This is a genomic window from Mucilaginibacter dorajii (assembly GCF_024808255.1).
Classification (GTDB): Bacteria; Bacteroidota; Bacteroidia; order Sphingobacteriales; family Sphingobacteriaceae; genus Mucilaginibacter; species Mucilaginibacter dorajii.
The window spans coordinates 41,724-59,361 of the sequence record NZ_JANTYS010000022.1; the positions used below are offsets into that span (position 1 = coordinate 41,724).

A 17,638-nucleotide genomic window follows, 5' to 3' on the forward strand; every position below is an offset into this window, starting at 1 on the left:
CAAATTTTGTTTGGCAAGGCTTACACATTAATAAATAACATTTACTTTATTCCCCCTTCAGGGGGTTAGGGGGCAAAATGAAGATAGGCTTACTGTTCGGTTCATTTAATCCAATACATATAGGGCACCTTATCATTGCCAACTACATGGCTAACCATACTACTTTGGATAAGGTTTGGTTGGTGGTATCGCCGCAAAATCCGTTAAAAAAATATGGCGATCTGATTAATACCTATGATCGGCTGGAAATGGCACGCCTGGCCACTGAGCACGCCACTAATATTGCCGTAAGCGATGTAGAACTTAAGCTACCACAACCATCATACACTATTGATACTTTAGCCCATTTAAAAGAAAAACATCCGGAACATGAGTTTGCCCTCATTATGGGGTCTGACAACCTGGGCACCTTGCATAAATGGAAAAACTATAAACTTATCCTGCGCGACTACCGTATTTACGTTTATCCCCGCCCGGGCTATGAAAACGCCGAACTGGCCGATCATCCATCGGTAACCATCACCATGACCCCGCAGATGGAACTCTCTGCAACCTTTATCCGTAAATCCATCGCCGAAAAAAAGAACGTGCAATACTTTGTACCAGACCCGGTTTTGAAATTCATCGAGAGCAAGAGTTTGTATAAGTAAAATCGTATATTTATAAAAAGGAGATTGAAAGATGCTTACCAAAGATAAAGTGAAGGAACTGATAGACCATATGCCTGATACATTTTCTGTTGATGATGTGGTAGAAGAAATTATACTTCTACAAAAAATTGAAATAGCCAAAAAACAAGTCCAGGATGGTGATTTCTTAACAGAAGATGAGTTAGACGCAGAGATTGAGAAGTGGAACTAAAAATAATTTTCTCCAGGTTAGCACTGCATGATCTAAAGGAGATATATAACTATATCAGTAAAGACTCTGTAAAATACGCACATAGGGAAGTCCAGTTAATTCGTTCAGCAGCCAGCAAACTTAAAAGCAATTCTCTTTTAGGCAGAAAATTTGAAAAACTTGATGATGAACTAACCCGCGAACTTATCTTTAAGAACTATCGGATTATTTATTCAATTGCAGTGAACGAACAAATAGTCGTTCTCTCCATCCATCATCATTCACGTTTAATTGCTAACAATCCTGCTTTTAAACCCGAGGATTAAATTTTGTCTTAATTGCTGATTTTAATTTCTTGACTCTACTTCCCTATCTTTGTTCCTGTGAGCGAGAAAACCATACTTAAATTACAATTGCCTACAGACCCTCTTTGGGTTAAAAATGTGGTGGAAAGCAATATTGAAGAACTGCTTACCGACCATGCTTATTGTGAGCAGAAAGCGGCAACCAATGGCATTACCCTTATTGTACAAAACCCCAATCTGTCAGATCTGGTGCAGGAAATGATTGCCCTGGTGCAGGAAGAAATGGACCATTTTAAGCGTGTGCATGAAATTATTGTGGCCCGCGGTTTTGTGTTGGGTAAAGAGCGCAAGGATAATTACGTGAATGAATTACGCAAATTCATCATTGTTGGCGGCGGTCGCGAAGCGCAGTTGATTGACAGGTTATTGTTTTCGGCGATGATAGAGGCCCGCAGCTGCGAGCGTTTTAAAGTACTTTCCGAAAATATCAACGATACCCATTTATCCGAATTTTATCACGAGCTGATGATCAGCGAAGCTACCCATTATTCGATGTTTATTCGCCTTGCTAAGAAATACGCGGTTGAAATTGACGTAGATAAACGCTGGAAAGAATTTTTAGAATACGAAGCCGGCGTGATTCAAAATTACGGCAAAAGCGAAACCATACACGGGTAATGCATCTTTATTATATATTAGACCTATGGTATTAAAATGTATTGCTATTGATGATGAACCCCTGGCGCTAAAGCTGATTGCGGGTTACGTAGCCCGTTTCCCGTTGCTGCAATTGGTGCAAACATTTGAGGATGCCATTACCGGTGCCGAATTCCTGAAGGCCAACCCTGTTGACTTGCTGTTTGTTGACATCAACATGCCCGACATTACAGGCATCGACCTGGTGCGCTCATTGGATGTAAAACCCATGGTAATATTTACCACCGCCTACAAAAACTTTGCTTACGAAGGCTTTGAGTTAGAAGCCATTGACTATATCCTGAAGCCAATCGATTTTAAACGTTTTGAAAAAGCGGTTGAAAAGGCTATTGAATATCACCGGTACAAAACCAAACCTACCGATGAACAGACTGATGAAAGCCTGTATGTGTACTCGGAATACCGCATGGTAAAAATCGATCTTAATTCAATAGAGTATATTGAAAGCATGGAAGACTATATCAAGATCCATGTAGCCAATGCCAAAACCATACTTACCCTGATGCCATTGAAAAAGGTATTGGAAAAGTTGCCGGCCGATAAATTCCAGCGCATTCACCGCAGCTACATAGTACCCATCAGTAAAATCCGTTCTATCCAAAACCGTAAGGTTAAACTAACCGATACCGAGCTACCCGTTAGCGAAAGCTATCTCGACTTTGTGCGCAACTGGATGAAGTCAAGATAAGCTACGTTATCACTACCCAAACATTATTCATCCATACATAATGCCCGTTCACCGATACATGATTGGTTAAACAGCCCGGCAAACGCATCTTTACATCGTTATCCAGCGGCGTTGCAGGGCAAAGTTGGGTAACGATACCCTTTTTTCATAATAGTTTCGATAAAAGCGTCTGTGTTACAAATACACAGGCGCTTTTTTTTATTATGCTTCCGTTTGATAGTTTTTCAACCGGGCCAAATCAATGGCAAACCAAGCCTCGTCGATATAGGAAAATAACAAAATTACAAGCGCGGGCATGGCAGGTAATATCAACCGTGGATATTCTGAATAGCCACCCAACACGGCTATGGTCAACTGCATTACAACAATCATCCACAAAACCATCCTAAACCAAGGCATTCGTTTCGTTTTGATACAGGTGTAAATGATAGATACGAAACTAAGCACAATAAAAATATATAGCAGATTAAACGTAGCACAAAACATAATATGCTCCACATTTTCAATTCGGTATGCCAGGAAGCTATTTTTATGAGCGGCGTAATTGGTAAATAGATTGACAGCCGATAGGTCCGTTAATTTACCGCAAATATACCAGGCGTAAGTAGCGAGCCGGTTTTTTATACACGCTATAATGAACCGGTGAACCCTATCCGGCTCAAAACGTTTAGCGATATTGATGCCCAGTGCCGGTTTACCGTTGTTTTGCTTTTGTAACTCGATATTATATTTTAACGCGCCAGATAATTCGGGATCATTGCCGCTTTGGTAAATGCCTGCATTAATTACCTCGGTCATCCCGTTATCGTTACTCACGGTAGAAATTCCATTAAAGTTGGCATTCATTTTATTTAAATGCGAATAGCCGAAAATTAAAAAGAGCACCAATACGGATGCCGCCAACCCCGAAAGGCATATTTTCCAGTCTCTTTTGAAAATCAGCAATCTCATCAACCAAAACACAATAACAAAAGGAAGCAGGTAGATAAAAGCTGGCCTAAGCATTATGGCTATAAAAACATATAAGGTTATCAACCATGCTTTCCAACTTGCAGGCTTTTGCAGATATCGCGTCAGCATAAAAACAAACAGCAGGCAGCAATTAACAGAAAGCGATTCGGTGAGGATTAATTTATCAAAGTTGATAACTGGCAGCATAACGCCATATAACAGCGATGCGACAAGCACTACACCAGGTGATTTAAAAATCGGTGTAACTGTTTTATAAAACAGCACTATCCCCAAAAAGGAGATGATAATCTGAGCAACAACCACATGATCAATTAAACTCTGCTCCCCTAATAAACCTATCAGCTTAATAAAATAAGGATAAACAGGTGTACGCCGACCTTCGGTTTGGCCGTGCAGGATATTGGCGCTGTAGCTTAAGTAGCCAGCGCTATCAGGAGCAATGGTGTTTAATAAAACTGAATAGTAGATAAACCTTGTAACCCCGCTGATAGCTAAAATTAAAAACAACGGGCTGCGGATAACTTTTAACAGCCTATTACGCCATCCGTTTCCAGGGGCAGATGATGTTGGGTCTTGCTGAAGATTTAAGGGTTTATCCACGATGAATTGTTGCTATTAACAATTCGTGGATGGAGGGGAAAAGGTTGCCTAAGCGCCTTGATAATAGTTTTTAAAGTCGCCGGTTTTATCTGGAGCCATGCCCCCTACTACCCCCACCACGTTCTGCAGATAGTTATCCATCATATCAATATCAACCACATCGTTCATAAAACCAATATGCAGATCGGGCCGAACGATGATGGCCATTTTTCGATTCTTTTTGATGCCGAAAGCATCAAACACCTGTTGATTTTTGACCGATGGTGGCAGGTAAAAAAAGTTAAGGTTAGCAGGATACTTTTGGGTGATCCATTTGGCAAGGGTAAACAGGTCTATCTCCTGTAGTTTGCCAAGGGTTATCATGGTAAAGCCGGGTTTGCTGCACCATTCATGCAAATCGGTTTCCAGCTGTTTCTTTTCGTCGAATACCTTAAGATAGGGCAATCTATCGCCCGCCTTTATTTGTATCGATTGGCTCAGGTGCAGATTGAGCTGGCTATCGCGATAGCTGATACCCGTTTGTGATACCCGCTTAAAAAACGCATCCCTAATATTGGGTTTGCCCCAAACAGTTTTAAGTATCGACGGCAATACGAACTTCTTAAACAGACCGATAAGCCAATTGCGGGATAGGATCATTTTAAAGATCCTGTCAGTAGTATTGAGCAGGTCTTTGGCAACAGGCATCCGTTCGGCGACGTAGCTATCCAAAATAGATGCTTTGATTTGTCCGTTTACCACACCCGCCAGTTTCCAGGCCAGGTTATAGGCATCCTGTAAACCGGTGTTCATCCCCTGCCCGCCAACCGGCGAGTGGATGTGTGCTGCATCGCCAATTAAAAAGCAGCGCTGCACTCTAAATTTATCGGCCATGCGGTGGTGTAACCTGTATTCGGTAAACCAATTGGCATGCGCTATTTCAATCTCCTGCCCGGTTACGGCATTCAAAAACGGCAAAACATCTTCAATCTGTAAATCGGTTTTGTTATCAAAACCATCGGGCAGGTTACCAACAATGCGGTAGCAGGCATCTTCGGGCATCGGGAAAAATCCGACAAAGCCTTTTTTACTTAAAAACAAGTCTACCTTATCACCAAACTTACCAGCAAGTTTAACATCGGCCAAATAAAATTTATGCTGATAGGTATCGCCCGAAAATGGAATCTGTAACTGCTTGCGTATAATGCTGTGGGCACCATCGGCACCAACCAGCCAATCACAAGTGAGTATTTGCTCAGTTTCTCCGGTTTGTAGCTGTACAGCTACCTGCCCGGCACTTTGAGTAAGGCTTAACAGCGATGTATTCCAGTAAACCGGGCAGCAATTGAGCGTTAAAAAATCAAGCAGCAAGCGCTCGTTTTTACTTTGCTGATACATCAGGATATAAGGAAAAGCGGTTTGCCCTTCTCCTACATTATCCAGCGATAATTCGGCAACTTGTTTTCCCTCCTGGTTAAAAGTTACACCGCCGCCCTTTTTACCACCTTCAAGTATTTTATCAATAACACCCATTTGCCGGTAAATTTCCAGCGAACGGGACTGCACGGCCAATGCCTTTGATTGATTAGTTGGCCCTTGCTTGTTATCAATAATAATGGGCTGCACGCCATAACGCAACAGTTGGGCGGCCATCATCAATCCCGAAGGGCCGGCGCCTACGATCAACACACTGGTATGTTGCTGCGTAATTTGCATTACCTATCCATGAAAAAGTAAAAAGATGGTTGGCCTTTTATGCAATTCGGGCACTTTCTTTTGCCACTCGGCTATGGTTTTGGTTTGCACAAATTCGGTAGCTGCGGTAAGATCTGTAGCTATGCACAATTTTGTTTTTGGTGACGCCGTTTTCAGGATCTCCTCCAACAACGGATTATTACGGAAGGGCGTTTCAATGAAAATCTGTGTCTGGTCGTTTTTGGTAGCCAAAGTTTCCAATTCTTTGATCTTTTTTGAACGGAGTAATTTATCAATAGGCAGGTAACCATTAAACGTAAAACTTTGCCCGTTAAAGCCCGAGGCCATCAGCGCCAGCAAAATAGAACTTGGCCCAACCAGGGGTACTACCTTAATGCCCATACGGTGGGCCTTGTCAACAATTTCGGCACCAGGGTCTGCTATACCGGGGCAGCCGGCTTCGCTCATCAGGCCAACATCGTTGCCGGCCTGCAGACCTTTAAAAAAGTCGGCTTTGCCCATATCACGGTTATGTTTGCTGTAATCATGAATAAGCAACTCACTTTGCGGGGTTTTTAAACCAGCTTCTTTTAAAAACTTGCGGGCGGTTTTCTCATTCTCCACAATGTATTCTTTAATACTGTTAATGGTATCAACCAAATACGGGGTGAATGATTTTGCTGCCGCTTCATCGGCAAGGGGTACGGGTATTAAATAAAGGGTTCCATAGGGCATATTGCAAAGTTGGTGTTTTTTGTTTAATTTAAGCTATTGAAAGGAGCCTGAAAAATATGAAACCACTGGGCGTTAACTGGTTTATTGAGGGATTTATTGATTTTGAGCACAAAAAATACCTGCTGCTAAGCTATCTGCAGGAAATTAACCGCCACTTTGATAAAAGCCGGTTATACCCCAACCTGGCCGATCTTATTTTTCACTATAACAACCTGGTAGATTTTAAGAAGAATAAATCGCTCATGCAGCAAGCCTTTCCGCAGCGCTTAACCCAGGCCGATATCGACGCTGTAAAGCTCACCTATCAAAAGATCATCCAGGACGATCAAAGCATGCAGGAAATAGAACAGATCATTGCCTTTGCTATTGCCCAAATGAGCCCCGCTATTGAGTTGGGTAAAGAGATTTACGACTTTGTGGAAAGCAGGCTAAACATTAACCCTATTGGTATTATGCCACTGATGCCGTACCACGGTTATTTTTCGCTCCGCAACGGTAAAGAGCGCACCGGCTTTATTTACGAATACCAGATTACCATATTTGAAGGGAAAGATGATAAATACCGCGGCATCAATATTAATTTTATTGATAACTATGAGTATAGCATTGTAAACACCCCAGAAGCCCTGAAACTAAACTTAATTAACCGCAATAAGTTTATCCCCAACCCGGCGGTTTATTATGTACACAGCGATATCACCTTTCCGCTTGAACAAACTTTACTGCCGGTAGCTAAAAGAAGCTTGGTGAAATATATATCCAATGCGGCGTAATGTCTGAACCGGGATTCATTGGATTAAAGGATTAACAGGATTTGCGTGAAACAATCCGGATTAATCAAAATCCCAAAAATCTAATTAATCTGTTTAATCCGGGTTCAGAAAAAATCCCGATCCAAAAAAGGCCGTTACTTTCATAACAGCCCTTCTTAAAAAATCATTAAAATCTAAAGAACGGGTTATTCTAAGGTAATCTGCCTTCTGATGCTTTCCTCAAGCGATATGAAGGTTTCGGTACGTTGAATGCCTTTTACACCCTGTATCTGTTCGTTTAAAACTTCGCGCAGGTGGGTGGTATCGTGGCACACAATTTTGGCAAATATGCTCCATTCGCCTGTGGTATAGTGCAATTCGACTATCTCTTTTATAGTTTTCAGCTGCTTTACAGCCTCATTATATTGTGATCCTTTTTCAAGATATATCCCCAAAAAGGCGGTAATATCGTACCCTAATTTTTGCGGATCAACCTCTAAACTGGCGCCTTTAATTACCCCCATCTCCTCTAACTTTTTCATCCTCACGTGGATAGTTCCGCCAGAAACGATTAACTCTTTAGCTATCTCGGTGTATGGCGTGGTAGCATTTTTCATTAATATTGATAAAATCTGGATATCAAGATTATCAATTTCTAAATTTTGAGCTTTTCTGTGGGACATAAATTTGAATATCTATATTGAAATACAAGTTTAATTAAAATTTGAATAAAAATAAAATATTTTTGTTGAAATATTTGCAAGGAATTGACAGGTCTCTTAAATTTGTATCAAGCAAATGACAATTGCCGACCGTTCTTTAAAAGAAAAACAATGTTGGGTGGTGAAATTTTTGGCAGACACACCTCCTTGTCCCGGTGGCGGAGATCATAGAAAACCCGAAGCGGGCTAACTACTCTGTGGAGGTTCGAATCCTTCCCCAACAGCAAATCCATGAAAGACGGGATTTTTAAAATGTAGGATGGTGAAATTTTTGGCAGACACACCTCCTTGTCGCGGTGGCGGAGAAATTGGGAAACTTTTAGCAATAAAAATAACCACTCCGTGGAGGTTCGACTCCTTCTCCTACAGCTCTTCTCATAATTTAGGTTTATAATTGGTTAGTAAAGGCCCCTGCCCATCAGGGGCTTTGCTGTTTTTAAGACTTTTTTTGGGGGACTTTTGAGATTTTGGGACTGTGAGACTTTGGGACGAAAGACGGTCAGACAAGGGACAAAAGATTAAATTCCCTCATATCACTAAAATTTCAAGACTACTACAACACAACTCTTAGTAACTCATAACTGCTATTATATACCATAACGGGCGTTGCCTTCGGCCGGGCGTTCCGCTCATACTACACTGGTTATTAACCACATGGCCGGTATACGCTACAATATAACGCGTTTCATCAGAACCGGGATTCATTGGATTAATGGATTACAGGACTTTTTCTGAATGCGATCAAAATCCAGAAATCTGATAAATCTGCTTAATCCCGGTTCAGAAAAAATCCCATAGTCCCAAAGTCTAACAGTCCAATCGTCCACCAAAAGAAATATTGTGTCACAATAACACAATAGGTATTGACACATCAATTTTTAATTATAAATTTGGTGAGTGTACCAATTGTAATAAATTGATACAAAGCCCCTAAACACCGTCCTCAAAACACCAATTAACCAACACACATAATAAGTCGATATGAAAAAAATCGCCCTGTTAGTTCTTATAGCGCTTAGCTGTACTTACTTTTCATGCAACAAAACCAGGCCCAATAAGCCGCGCGTACTTATTTTTTCAAAAACCATGGGCTTCCACCATGCATCCATTGATGCCGGGATAGCAGCCATTCAAAAACTGGGAAAGGAGAATGGGTTTGATGTGGATACCACCAAAAACTCGGCGATGTTTAATGATACCACGCTAAAAAAATACTCAACCGTTATATTTTTAAGCACCACCGGCGATGTGCTTGATTACCGCCAGGAAGCAGCCTTTGAGCGCTACATACAGGCAGGTGGTGGCTATGTGGGCATCCACGCCGCAGCCGATACCGAATATGACTGGGGCTGGTACGGCCGCCTCATGGGCGATTGGTTTTATGACCACCCCGGCATTCACGATAAAAACCCCAACGTACAACCGGGCACCTACAATGTTGTTGATGCCGATAATGACGCTACCAGGCACCTACCCAAAGTATGGAAACGTACCGATGAGTTTTACAGCTTCAAAAAAGCCCTGGCACCCGACGTTCGTGTATTGATAACCCTCGATGAAAGCACCTACAAAGGCGGCAAGCGCATGGGCTTACACCCTGCTACCTGGTACCATGACTATGATGGAGGCCGTGCGTTTTACACCGCTATGGGCCATACGGACGAAAGTTATAAAGACGACAACTATCTTAAAATGCTGACCGCCGGCATCAAATATGCCATTGGCGAAAACAAGGAGCTGGATTATTCCAAAGCTAAAACACAAACCCCGCCAGATGAAGACCGGTTTACCAAAACCCAGTTATCAACCGGTGAGTTTTTTGAGCCTACTGAAATGACCATTCTGCCCAATTTTGATATCCTGGTGATTCAACGCCGGGGCGAAATTATGCGTTATGACCATGCTACTAAAAAAGTAAAGCAGGTAGGTGCTTTTGATGTATACTGGAAAACACTGCACACCCCAGGCACCAATGCCGAAGAAGGTATGCTTGGCCTTGCCAAAGACCCCGATTTTGCCAACAATAACTGGATCTATATTTACTACAGCCCTGCCGATAGTTCGGTTAACCGCTTGTCGCGCTTTACGTTTAAGAATGATACGGTTGATAAGAAGACCGAAAAAGTGATCCTGGAAGTAAAGGCCCAGCGCGAAATTTGCTGCCATACCGGTGGCTCCATCGCCTTTGGACCAGGGCCTGATAAAATGCTGTTCTTCTCGGCAGGTGATAACTCCACTCCTTTTGATGAAAAAGCACAAAAATATGTAACCAGTGGTTATGCCCCGCTGGATGATCGTCCGGGTCATTTGCAGTTTGATGCCCGTCGTTCGGCCGGCAATACCAATGACCTGCGCGGCAAGATCATGCGTATCAAAATTAAGGATGATGGCACTTACGAGATCCCCGAAGGAAACCTTTTCCCTAAAGGCACGCCAAAAACCCGCCCCGAAATTTATGTAATGGGTGATAGAAACCCATACCGAATCTCGGTAGATCAGAAAAACGGCAATTTATACTGGGGCGAAGTTGGCCCGGATGCCCATAACGACAGCCTGGATACCCGCGGCCCAATGGGTTACGATGAAGTGAACCAGGCACGCCACGCAGGCAATTTTGGCTGGCCATATTTTGTGGGTGATAACAAGCCTTACCACATTTATGATTACGCCACAGGCAAATCGGGCCCGGCGTTTGATCCTAAACACCCGGTAAATAATTCGCGCAACAATACAGGTTTAACCGATTTGCCACCGGCGCAACCAGCCTTTATATGGTACCCCTACGGTCCATCGGCCGATTTTCCGCAGGTGGGTACAGGTGGTCGTAACGCTATGGCCGGCCCGGTTTATTATACCGATATGTTCCCTGCCGAAACACGCTATCCGGATTATTACAATGGCAAGTTTTTAGCCTACGAGTGGATGCGCGGCTGGATCAAGGCAGTGAGCCTTACACCAGAAGGCGACTTTGATAAAATGGAGCCGTTTTTCCCGGGCCTTAAATCAAACTCCATGATTGATATGGAGGTTGGTCCCGACGGAAGGCTGTACGGACTGGAATATGGCAGCGGATGGTTTAGCCATAACCCCGATGCAGGCTTATTCCGCATTGATTACATTGCAGGTAACAGACCACCAATCATCAGCAGCGTAAAGGCTGATAAAAGCTCGGGCTTATTGCCATTTACGGTTAAACTAACCGCCCAGGCCAAAGATCCCGAAGGAGATAAAATAACCTACAGCTGGAAAATGGGCGATGGTACCACCAAAGAAACCGATGTGCCGCAACTAAGCTACACCTACACCAAACCTGGCGACTATAAAATAAGCGTTGAGGCAAAAGACGGCGAGGGTGCAGTGAGTAAAGCTGTCCCTGTTGAAATATATGCAGGTAACGAGCAGCCGGTTGTATCTGTTAAACTAACAGGCGGCAATAAATCATTCTACCTGGCCGGCGTGCCGCTTAGCTACGCCGTTACCGTGACGGATGGCGCGGCAACCAGTAAGGTTGATACTAAACGGATAATAGTTACGGCAGATTATATAGATGGCTATAAAAAACCGGTTGAAGCGTCACAATTAGAGCAAACAGCGCCAGAAAACGACGGCAAAACACTCATGCTGAGCATGGATTGCAAAAGCTGCCATAAAGAGGTGGGCAAATCTATTGGTCCTGCTTTTATAGATGTAAGCAACAAGTACCAAAAAGACCCCGATGCTATGAACAAGCTTAGCCAAAAAGTAATTAAAGGCGGCGCGGGCGTTTGGGGCGAAACGGCGATGTCGGCCCACCCAAGCATTAAAAAGGGCGACCTGGAGCAGATCATTACCTGGGTAATGTCATTAGGGAATACGGCTAATCAGAAAAAGTCATTGCCACCATCGGGCACTATCATGCCAGATCCGGGCAAAACGCCAACTGCCACGCTGGTTTTAACAGCTAAATACACCGATGATGGTACCGATGTTATTAAAGCTTTAACCGGCACCGGCATTGCATCTTTAAACAGCAGCAATTACGCCTTTAAGGGTACCGAAAAAACCAACGGATTTACCGGGTTTAAATACAACGGTATTAACCTGATGATCCTTCCACCAAGTGAAGGATGGTTTGAGGTAGATGATACGGACCTTACCGGCGTAAAATCAATAAACCTGAGCACATTTTGGCAAACAGCGCCAAGCTTTGGTTTCAATTTTGAACTGAGGGTTGATGCTCCGGATGGCAAAGTTGTTGGCAAAGGCAGCATGCCAACACCGGCAAAAGACCAAAAGGGAGGCATGGTACATGTGGTGGCCACCCCTGTAACCGATGGCAAACTGCACAAGCTGTACTTTGTTTACAAGCCGGCAAAACCAGGCTCATTAACGGCCGGTGTTACGGGAATATCATTTGGAGCGAAGTAGAAGCCTCACCCAACCCTCTCCTTTGGAGAGGGCTTTAAACCAAAAGCTCCCGACAGGTAAAATTGCCGGGAGCTTTTGGTTTGTGCGCATAATAGAGACTTACCTTCTTTAGAAAATCTTAAAGCCTACACTTAAAGCCCAAAGGTTTTGACGCTGACCGTAGTTGGAATTTACTTTTGATAAACCACCCTCGTAACGCAAATCGGCAGTGATGGAGCCGATATCAACACCCGCGCCGGCCTGGAAACCTAAAGTGCTTTTGTTGTAGTTGCCAAAATCGGCAATAGCACCAGATCCGTTAGCAGTTAGACTTTCGCTTTTATCCAACTGATACGTATAAATAGGACCAGCCATAACACGGAAATTTAAATCCTTTGCACCAAATGATTTACCAACCAATAATGGAACATTCAAATTGGTAAACCTTACTTTTCCGCTGAATGATTGAGAGTTATCGCCGGAATCGAATTTACCGCCTGTACCACTCAGGTATAATTCAGGTTGTAAGTAAAGGCCTGAACCAATACGGGCGAATAAACCTGCCTGGTAACCGGCGAGAGTTGATTCTTTCACATTATCGGCACTAATTTTCGAAAAATTGACACCACCTTTAACTCCTAAAGAAAATTGCGCTTTTGCACTGATGCTTACCGCTATCAGTAATACTGCACTTAACAAGTACTTTTTCATAAATTTTAATTTTAGCGGGGCGAAGCTATACTTTTCTGTACAATTCCATTTGCCCCTTTGTTAAACATAGTTAGTTTATAAACTGGCCGTGTTGAAGCCGTTTTATTGCCTATCAACTGACGCGCCAATGCCTTAAACGTTGCTTTGTATGTATTTTTTATATTACGGCTAAAATAAATTATGGGTTTGTCAACAGTTTTGCCAGTATTTCTACACTGGTTTCCAACTCAGTAGGGGTTGATGATGCAAAACCAAGCCGGGTAAAACCAAGAGTAGCAGAGTTGTTTTCGCCTTGAAAATACAGCCCTTTTTTTAACGCTTTTTGAGCCAGTTCGTTCAAATCGATACTTTTATCAAACTGAGCCCATACGGCCAGGCCCCCTTCGGGCACTTTAAATTGTACATGGTTTTTAAGCTGATCATTCATCAGGCTGCAAAAAATATCGCGTCGCTGGCGGTACAATCTTAAAGATTTACGCAGGTGTCGTTGAATGATCCCATTTTGCAATAGTTCGGCAATGGCATTCTCAAGCAGGGTATCGCCCTGCCGGTCGATGATCCGCCGCAGGCTTGCCAGGTATTCAATCACATTTTCTGATGCTACCAGGTATCCCACCCTAATGGCCGGCGATACCGTTTTTGAAAAAGAGCCGCAATACACTACCATTCCGGCGTCATCGGCGCTGGCCAACGGCATTAAGGGTTTATTTTCGTAATGAAAATCGTAATCATAATCGTCCTCAAAAATAATGAAACCATGTTTACGGGACAGCGCAAGCAAGCTCACCCGGCGGTCGGCCCGCAAGGCTACGGTTGTTGGATAATGGTGATGAGAGGTTACATACACTAACTTTACCTTTTGTTTTTGACAAAGCGTATCGAGTGCACCAATATCCAACCCATATTCATCAACTGGAATTTTTATCAATTTGGCCCCAGCTTGCAAAAAGTTGGCTTCTGCTCCAACCCAACCCGGCTGAGCAGTCACCACAGTATCACCCGGCTCCAGTAAGCCGGTGCAGGTAAGGTTAAGCCCCATAATAGTACCCCGCACCACCAGGATATTGGCAGGCGTTATCCGCAATCCGCGGGTAGTATTTAAATAGGTGGCCAGTTCGTTCCGCAACCATTCAGTTCCCCGGGTATCGCCATACCCTAAGCGTACATATGGGTTACCGGTTAAAAGCTGGGTGCGATAAGCTCTTGAAAGATCCAGCACCGGGGCAATGCGTGTATCCGGAAAGCCATCGTCAAGGTGTAACGGGATATTCAGGTTGGCTATCGGCCTTTGTAAATGGGCCGGGCTTTTGATAGCGAAGCCGGCTTTAACCGCCGGGGTTGTGTTATCGACTAAAATGGTTTGCGGTTTAATTACCGGTAGGTTGGCGGCTACAAAGGTGCCGCTCCCGGTATGGCTTTGCAGCCAGCCTTGTGCCAACAAATCGTCATAAGCCCTTATAACTGTTTTACGGTGAATGTTTAGCTGCCCGGCCAATTGTCGCGTACTCGGCAGGCGATACCCTGCCATTAGAGCGCCCGTTTTAATGAACCCGGTGAGCTGATTGGTAAGCTGCAGGTAAACCGGCATAGCGGCTTCCTTATCTATAACTAACTGTGATAAAAGTGCCAGCATAAAAATTGGACTACCGTTTTTATAATTATTGGATGATTTTAATCATCCAATAAACACATAATTTTATAAAAAAACAAAATTATGGTCAATCCAAAACCACATCTTGTCCCCAGCCGGTCGGCCAAAAGGGCCAACTATGATCCCGAAGTGATCAACAGCATTCTTGACGAAGCGCTGTATTGCACCATTAGCTATAGCTATGAAAATAAGCCCTTTGCCATCCCAACCGCGTTTGTACGTTATGAGGATAGGATCTATATCCATGGCTCGGTAGGCAGCCATTTTATCCGTGAATTGGAAAAAGGTATCCCGGTTTGTATCTCGGTTACGCTGATGGATGACTTGGTAGTTGCCAAATCAGCATTCCATCATTCGGTTAATTACCGGTCGGTTGTCATTTTTGCACAGGCCGAAAAGATAGAAGACCCTGAAACCAAAACAGAAGCATTTAAATGGCTAACCGATAAAATTGTACCCGGCAGCTGGGACTATTTGCGCCCGATACAGGCCCGCGAGGTACTTAAAACAACGGCGTTGGCCTTTAAAATTGATGAAGCATCGGCCAAGATCCGTACCGGGATGCCGGTTGACGACGATGAAGATCTGGAGCTGTCCATCTGGTCGGGTCTTATTCCATTACAAACCAGGCGGATGTCGCCTTTGGCTGATAGTTTAAGTCAGGCCATCCCCTTACCGCCCCATCTTCAACACCTATAGGTAAAATATCGGGCATAGCCCGATATTTTAAATTCGCCTGCTGTGTATTTTTTATATTTTTGCTTAAAATAATTTAATCATGGCTGAGATCAGTATCACCAATAAGGATTGGGAACGTGTAAAAATTAAGGTTCAACGTAAATATAACCACCTTACCGACGAACAATTAAAATATACCGAAGGACAGGAGGAAGCACTGATAACCAAACTAATGGACCTTGTAAACCGTAACAGGGAATATGTAGTGTTCACTTTGAAAAAAGCATTAGTGAATATTGATAATAACAGGCTGTAAATAAGCCTGTATTTGTAAAAATCGGGATGCTTTTCGTATTTTTATATGCTTTAACGTTGTACAGGGTATGGTGATTTCAAAAAAATACAAAAAGATAGGCTTGTTTGCCGGCATAATTACGCTGGCTGTTGGTATTGCGGCTTTTGACGACGACTTGTTCCAGATTTCCAAAAACCTGGATGTTTTTGCTTCGGTATATAAAGAAGTGAATATTAATTATGTTGATGATATCAACTCGGCCAAGCTGGTAAAAACCGGCGTTGATGCCATGTTAGATGGCCTTGATCCTTACACCGAATTTGTACCCGAATCTGAAATTGAAGACTATAAGCTACACTATGTAAGCACCCAGTACGGCGGCATAGGCGCAAGTATATTTGTACGCAACAACAAAGTATATGTATCTGATGTATTTGAAGGGTTCCCGGCCCAAAAAGGCGACGTACATCCCGGCGACCAGGTATTAAAGATAAACGACATTGAACTCAATGGTAAAAATAACGACCAGGTAAGCCTGCTGCTTAAAGGTTCAAAGGGTGCAGCTATAAAATTGCTTATCAAAAGAGATAACATAGCGCAACCATTTGAAAAAAATCTTGTTCGCGATGAGATCAAACAACCCAACGTATCCTACTACGGTATGGTGCAGGGCAACATGGGTTATATTAAGCTCGATAAATTTTTAGAGAACTCGGCTGCCGAAGTTACCAATGCCCTTGTAGCTTTAAAAAAGAACAACCCCAACGGCATCATCCTTGACCTGCGTTCAAACGGCGGTGGTATTTTACAGGAGGCTGTAAAAATTGTGAACCTGTTTGTACAAAAAGATGTTGAGGTGGTATCGCAAAAAGGAAAAATAAAAGACAAAAACTTTACTTACAGCACAGTAAACACGCCGCTTGAGCCCAACTTGCCATTGGTAGTTTTGGTAAACAGCCATTCGGCATCGGCATCAGAAATTGTTTCGGGGTCATTACAGGACCTGGATAGGGCTATTATTATCGGTCAGCGTAGCTATGGCAAAGGGCTGGTTCAGCAAACATTTAATCTACCTTATAATAGCCTGGTGAAGATCACCATCGCTAAATATTATATCCCATCGGGCCGTTGCATACAGGAAATTGACTACACACATCGCAAGGATGATGGCAGCGTAGTTAAAGTTGCCGATTCACTGATCCATGAGTTCAAAACCAAAAATGGCCGCTCTGTATATGACGGCAGTGGTATTTACCCGGATATTTTTGTTAAACAGGAAAAATTTGCCAACGTAACCCAGGCTTTGGTAGGTAAGCTTTTGATATTTGATTACGCCACCATTTATCACGATAAACATGCTAAAATATCCGAGAGCAAATCGTTCACGCTATCAGATGGCGACTATAATGACTTTGTAAAATACCTGGCCGATAAAAATTACAGCTACAACACGTCATCTGAAAAAATGCTGAATAGCCTTAAAACCGAGGCGACTAAAGAAAAGCAGTTTGGAGAGATCCAGACTGAGTATGACGTGCTGAAAAACAAGCTGATGGCAACCAAAAAGAACGACCTTCAGCTGCATAAAGACGAGATCAAACAGGTGCTTGAAAACGAAATAGCCTCAAGATACTACTACGAAAAAGGCCGCTATGAGACCAACTTCAAATACGACCAGGAGCTTGCCCAGGCTGTAAAAACCATGCAGGATAAAACCCAGCTGGCGTCTATTTTAAAGGGCGAAGGCAACTATAAAGTGATAGGTAAACCTGTATTGGCTATGGCTGGTAAGAAAGCAGCAGAAAAAGAAAGCGACGACGAATAGCCTCATTTACTGAAGCTTACAACCACACCTAAACATTGTAACCGATTAGTTACCTGTTATAACAAGCTATTGGCTAAACTTTATGGC

16 protein-coding genes and 1 tRNA gene are annotated in these 17,638 nt (G+C 43.2%); 11 read left to right on the top strand and 6 right to left on the bottom strand.

Going from position 1 to position 17,638, the window contains the following annotated elements:
* The first annotated feature begins 77 nt into the window (after window positions 1-77).
* The 5 genes from nadD to FHS10_RS23205 are packed head-to-tail and all read left to right on the top strand — an operon-like array spanning window position 78 to window position 2,550.
* Window positions 78-650, top strand: a complete 573-nt coding sequence (gene nadD, locus FHS10_RS23185; RefSeq protein WP_259095691.1) for a nicotinate (nicotinamide) nucleotide adenylyltransferase — start codon at window positions 78-80, stop codon at window positions 648-650.
* 31 nt (window positions 651-681) lie between these two features.
* Window positions 682-861, top strand: a complete 180-nt coding sequence (locus FHS10_RS23190) for a hypothetical protein (RefSeq protein WP_259095693.1) — start codon at window positions 682-684, stop codon at window positions 859-861.
* Window positions 852-1,166 carry a type II toxin-antitoxin system RelE/ParE family toxin gene (locus FHS10_RS23195; RefSeq protein WP_259095695.1) on the top strand — a complete coding sequence of 105 codons (315 nt, stop codon included), beginning with the start codon at window positions 852-854 and terminating at the stop codon, window positions 1,164-1,166. Before FHS10_RS23190 ends, FHS10_RS23195 begins: the two co-directional genes overlap by 10 nt.
* A 57-nt stretch (window positions 1,167-1,223) precedes the next feature.
* Window positions 1,224-1,823 carry a MiaE family protein gene (locus FHS10_RS23200; RefSeq protein ID WP_259095696.1) on the top strand — a complete coding sequence of 200 codons (600 nt, stop codon included), beginning with the start codon at window positions 1,224-1,226 and terminating at the stop codon, window positions 1,821-1,823.
* A gap of 25 nt (window positions 1,824-1,848) precedes the next feature.
* On the top strand, window positions 1,849-2,550 hold the full coding sequence (locus FHS10_RS23205; protein ID WP_259095698.1) for a LytR/AlgR family response regulator transcription factor: 702 nt from the start codon (window positions 1,849-1,851) through the stop codon (window positions 2,548-2,550).
* A gap of 201 nt (window positions 2,551-2,751) precedes the next feature.
* Here FHS10_RS23205 and FHS10_RS23210 read toward each other — a convergent pair whose 3' ends face one another.
* Genes FHS10_RS23210 through FHS10_RS23220 form a run of 3 tightly spaced genes read right to left on the bottom strand, consistent with a single transcriptional unit; the run spans window position 2,752 to window position 6,531 of the window.
* Entirely contained in the window at window positions 2,752-4,122 is a 1,371-nt protein-coding gene (locus FHS10_RS23210) for a glycosyltransferase family protein (RefSeq protein WP_259095700.1), read from the bottom strand.
* A 48-nt stretch (window positions 4,123-4,170) separates the two neighbouring features.
* On the bottom strand, window positions 4,171-5,817 hold the full coding sequence (locus FHS10_RS23215) for an FAD-dependent monooxygenase (protein WP_259095702.1): 1,647 nt from the start codon (window positions 5,815-5,817) through the stop codon (window positions 4,171-4,173).
* A gap of 3 nt (window positions 5,818-5,820) precedes the next feature.
* Entirely contained in the window at window positions 5,821-6,531 is a 711-nt protein-coding gene (locus FHS10_RS23220) for an SAM-dependent methyltransferase (RefSeq protein ID WP_259095705.1), read from the bottom strand.
* Between the two features lie 56 nt (window positions 6,532-6,587).
* Between FHS10_RS23220 and FHS10_RS23225 the strand changes: the two genes are divergently transcribed.
* Window positions 6,588-7,304 (top strand): hypothetical protein, encoded by a 717-nt coding sequence (locus FHS10_RS23225; RefSeq protein WP_259095707.1) that lies wholly within the window; start codon window positions 6,588-6,590, stop codon window positions 7,302-7,304.
* A gap of 185 nt (window positions 7,305-7,489) precedes the next feature.
* Here FHS10_RS23225 and FHS10_RS23230 read toward each other — a convergent pair whose 3' ends face one another.
* Window positions 7,490-7,966: an Lrp/AsnC ligand binding domain-containing protein gene (locus FHS10_RS23230; RefSeq protein ID WP_076373882.1), complete on the bottom strand. Its 477-nt coding sequence runs from the start codon at window positions 7,964-7,966 to the stop codon at window positions 7,490-7,492.
* 151 nt (window positions 7,967-8,117) lie between these two features.
* On the opposite strand from FHS10_RS23230, the gene FHS10_RS23235 reads away from it, so the two are divergent.
* Together FHS10_RS23235 and FHS10_RS23240 are read left to right on the top strand one after the other, a co-directional pair.
* Window positions 8,118-8,229: transfer RNA gene (locus FHS10_RS23235), tRNA-Asp, on the top strand.
* Between the two features lie 757 nt (window positions 8,230-8,986).
* Entirely contained in the window at window positions 8,987-12,412 is a 3,426-nt protein-coding gene (locus FHS10_RS23240; RefSeq protein ID WP_259095712.1) for a ThuA domain-containing protein, read from the top strand.
* 108 nt (window positions 12,413-12,520) lie between these two features.
* Here the strand turns inward: FHS10_RS23240 and FHS10_RS23245 are convergent, their stop codons facing one another.
* Both FHS10_RS23245 and FHS10_RS23250 read right to left on the bottom strand, forming a co-directional pair.
* Entirely contained in the window at window positions 12,521-13,102 is a 582-nt protein-coding gene (locus tag FHS10_RS23245; RefSeq protein ID WP_259095714.1) for a porin family protein, read from the bottom strand.
* 178 nt (window positions 13,103-13,280) lie between these two features.
* On the bottom strand, window positions 13,281-14,735 hold the full coding sequence (locus tag FHS10_RS23250; protein WP_259095716.1) for an aminotransferase-like domain-containing protein: 1,455 nt from the start codon (window positions 14,733-14,735) through the stop codon (window positions 13,281-13,283).
* A gap of 81 nt (window positions 14,736-14,816) precedes the next feature.
* Between FHS10_RS23250 and FHS10_RS23255 the strand changes: the two genes are divergently transcribed.
* The 3 genes from FHS10_RS23255 to FHS10_RS23265 all read left to right on the top strand — a co-directional run bounded on the left by FHS10_RS23255 (window position 14,817) and on the right by FHS10_RS23265 (window position 17,551).
* Window positions 14,817-15,452 carry a pyridoxamine 5'-phosphate oxidase family protein gene (locus tag FHS10_RS23255; RefSeq protein ID WP_259095718.1) on the top strand — a complete coding sequence of 212 codons (636 nt, stop codon included), beginning with the start codon at window positions 14,817-14,819 and terminating at the stop codon, window positions 15,450-15,452.
* A gap of 79 nt (window positions 15,453-15,531) precedes the next feature.
* Entirely contained in the window at window positions 15,532-15,747 is a 216-nt protein-coding gene (locus FHS10_RS23260; protein WP_259095720.1) for a hypothetical protein, read from the top strand.
* Between the two features lie 67 nt (window positions 15,748-15,814).
* On the top strand, window positions 15,815-17,551 hold the full coding sequence (locus FHS10_RS23265) for a S41 family peptidase (protein ID WP_259095722.1): 1,737 nt from the start codon (window positions 15,815-15,817) through the stop codon (window positions 17,549-17,551).
* Window positions 17,552-17,638 lie beyond the last annotated feature (87 nt).

Bases quoted from the DNA above. Each gene is read 5' to 3' on its own strand.
- nadD (WP_259095691.1), top strand. From the start codon at position 78: ATGAAGATAGGCTTACTGTTCGGTTCATTTAATCCAATACATATAGGG.
- FHS10_RS23220 (WP_259095705.1), bottom strand. From the start codon at position 6,531: ATGCCCTATGGAACCCTTTATTTAATACCCGTACCCCTTGCCGATGAA.
- FHS10_RS23205 (WP_259095698.1), top strand. From the start codon at position 1,849: ATGGTATTAAAATGTATTGCTATTGATGATGAACCCCTGGCGCTAAAG.
- FHS10_RS23265 (WP_259095722.1), top strand. From the start codon at position 15,815: ATGGTGATTTCAAAAAAATACAAAAAGATAGGCTTGTTTGCCGGCATA.
- FHS10_RS23190 (WP_259095693.1), top strand. From the start codon at position 682: ATGCTTACCAAAGATAAAGTGAAGGAACTGATAGACCATATGCCTGAT.
- FHS10_RS23255 (WP_259095718.1), top strand. From the start codon at position 14,817: ATGGTCAATCCAAAACCACATCTTGTCCCCAGCCGGTCGGCCAAAAGG.
- FHS10_RS23215 (WP_259095702.1), bottom strand. From the start codon at position 5,817: ATGCAAATTACGCAGCAACATACCAGTGTGTTGATCGTAGGCGCCGGC.
- FHS10_RS23245 (WP_259095714.1), bottom strand. From the start codon at position 13,102: ATGAAAAAGTACTTGTTAAGTGCAGTATTACTGATAGCGGTAAGCATC.
- FHS10_RS23230 (WP_076373882.1), bottom strand. From the start codon at position 7,966: ATGTCCCACAGAAAAGCTCAAAATTTAGAAATTGATAATCTTGATATC.
- FHS10_RS23225 (WP_259095707.1), top strand. From the start codon at position 6,588: ATGAAACCACTGGGCGTTAACTGGTTTATTGAGGGATTTATTGATTTT.
- FHS10_RS23240 (WP_259095712.1), top strand. From the start codon at position 8,987: ATGAAAAAAATCGCCCTGTTAGTTCTTATAGCGCTTAGCTGTACTTAC.
- FHS10_RS23250 (WP_259095716.1), bottom strand. From the start codon at position 14,735: ATGCTGGCACTTTTATCACAGTTAGTTATAGATAAGGAAGCCGCTATG.
- FHS10_RS23260 (WP_259095720.1), top strand. From the start codon at position 15,532: ATGGCTGAGATCAGTATCACCAATAAGGATTGGGAACGTGTAAAAATT.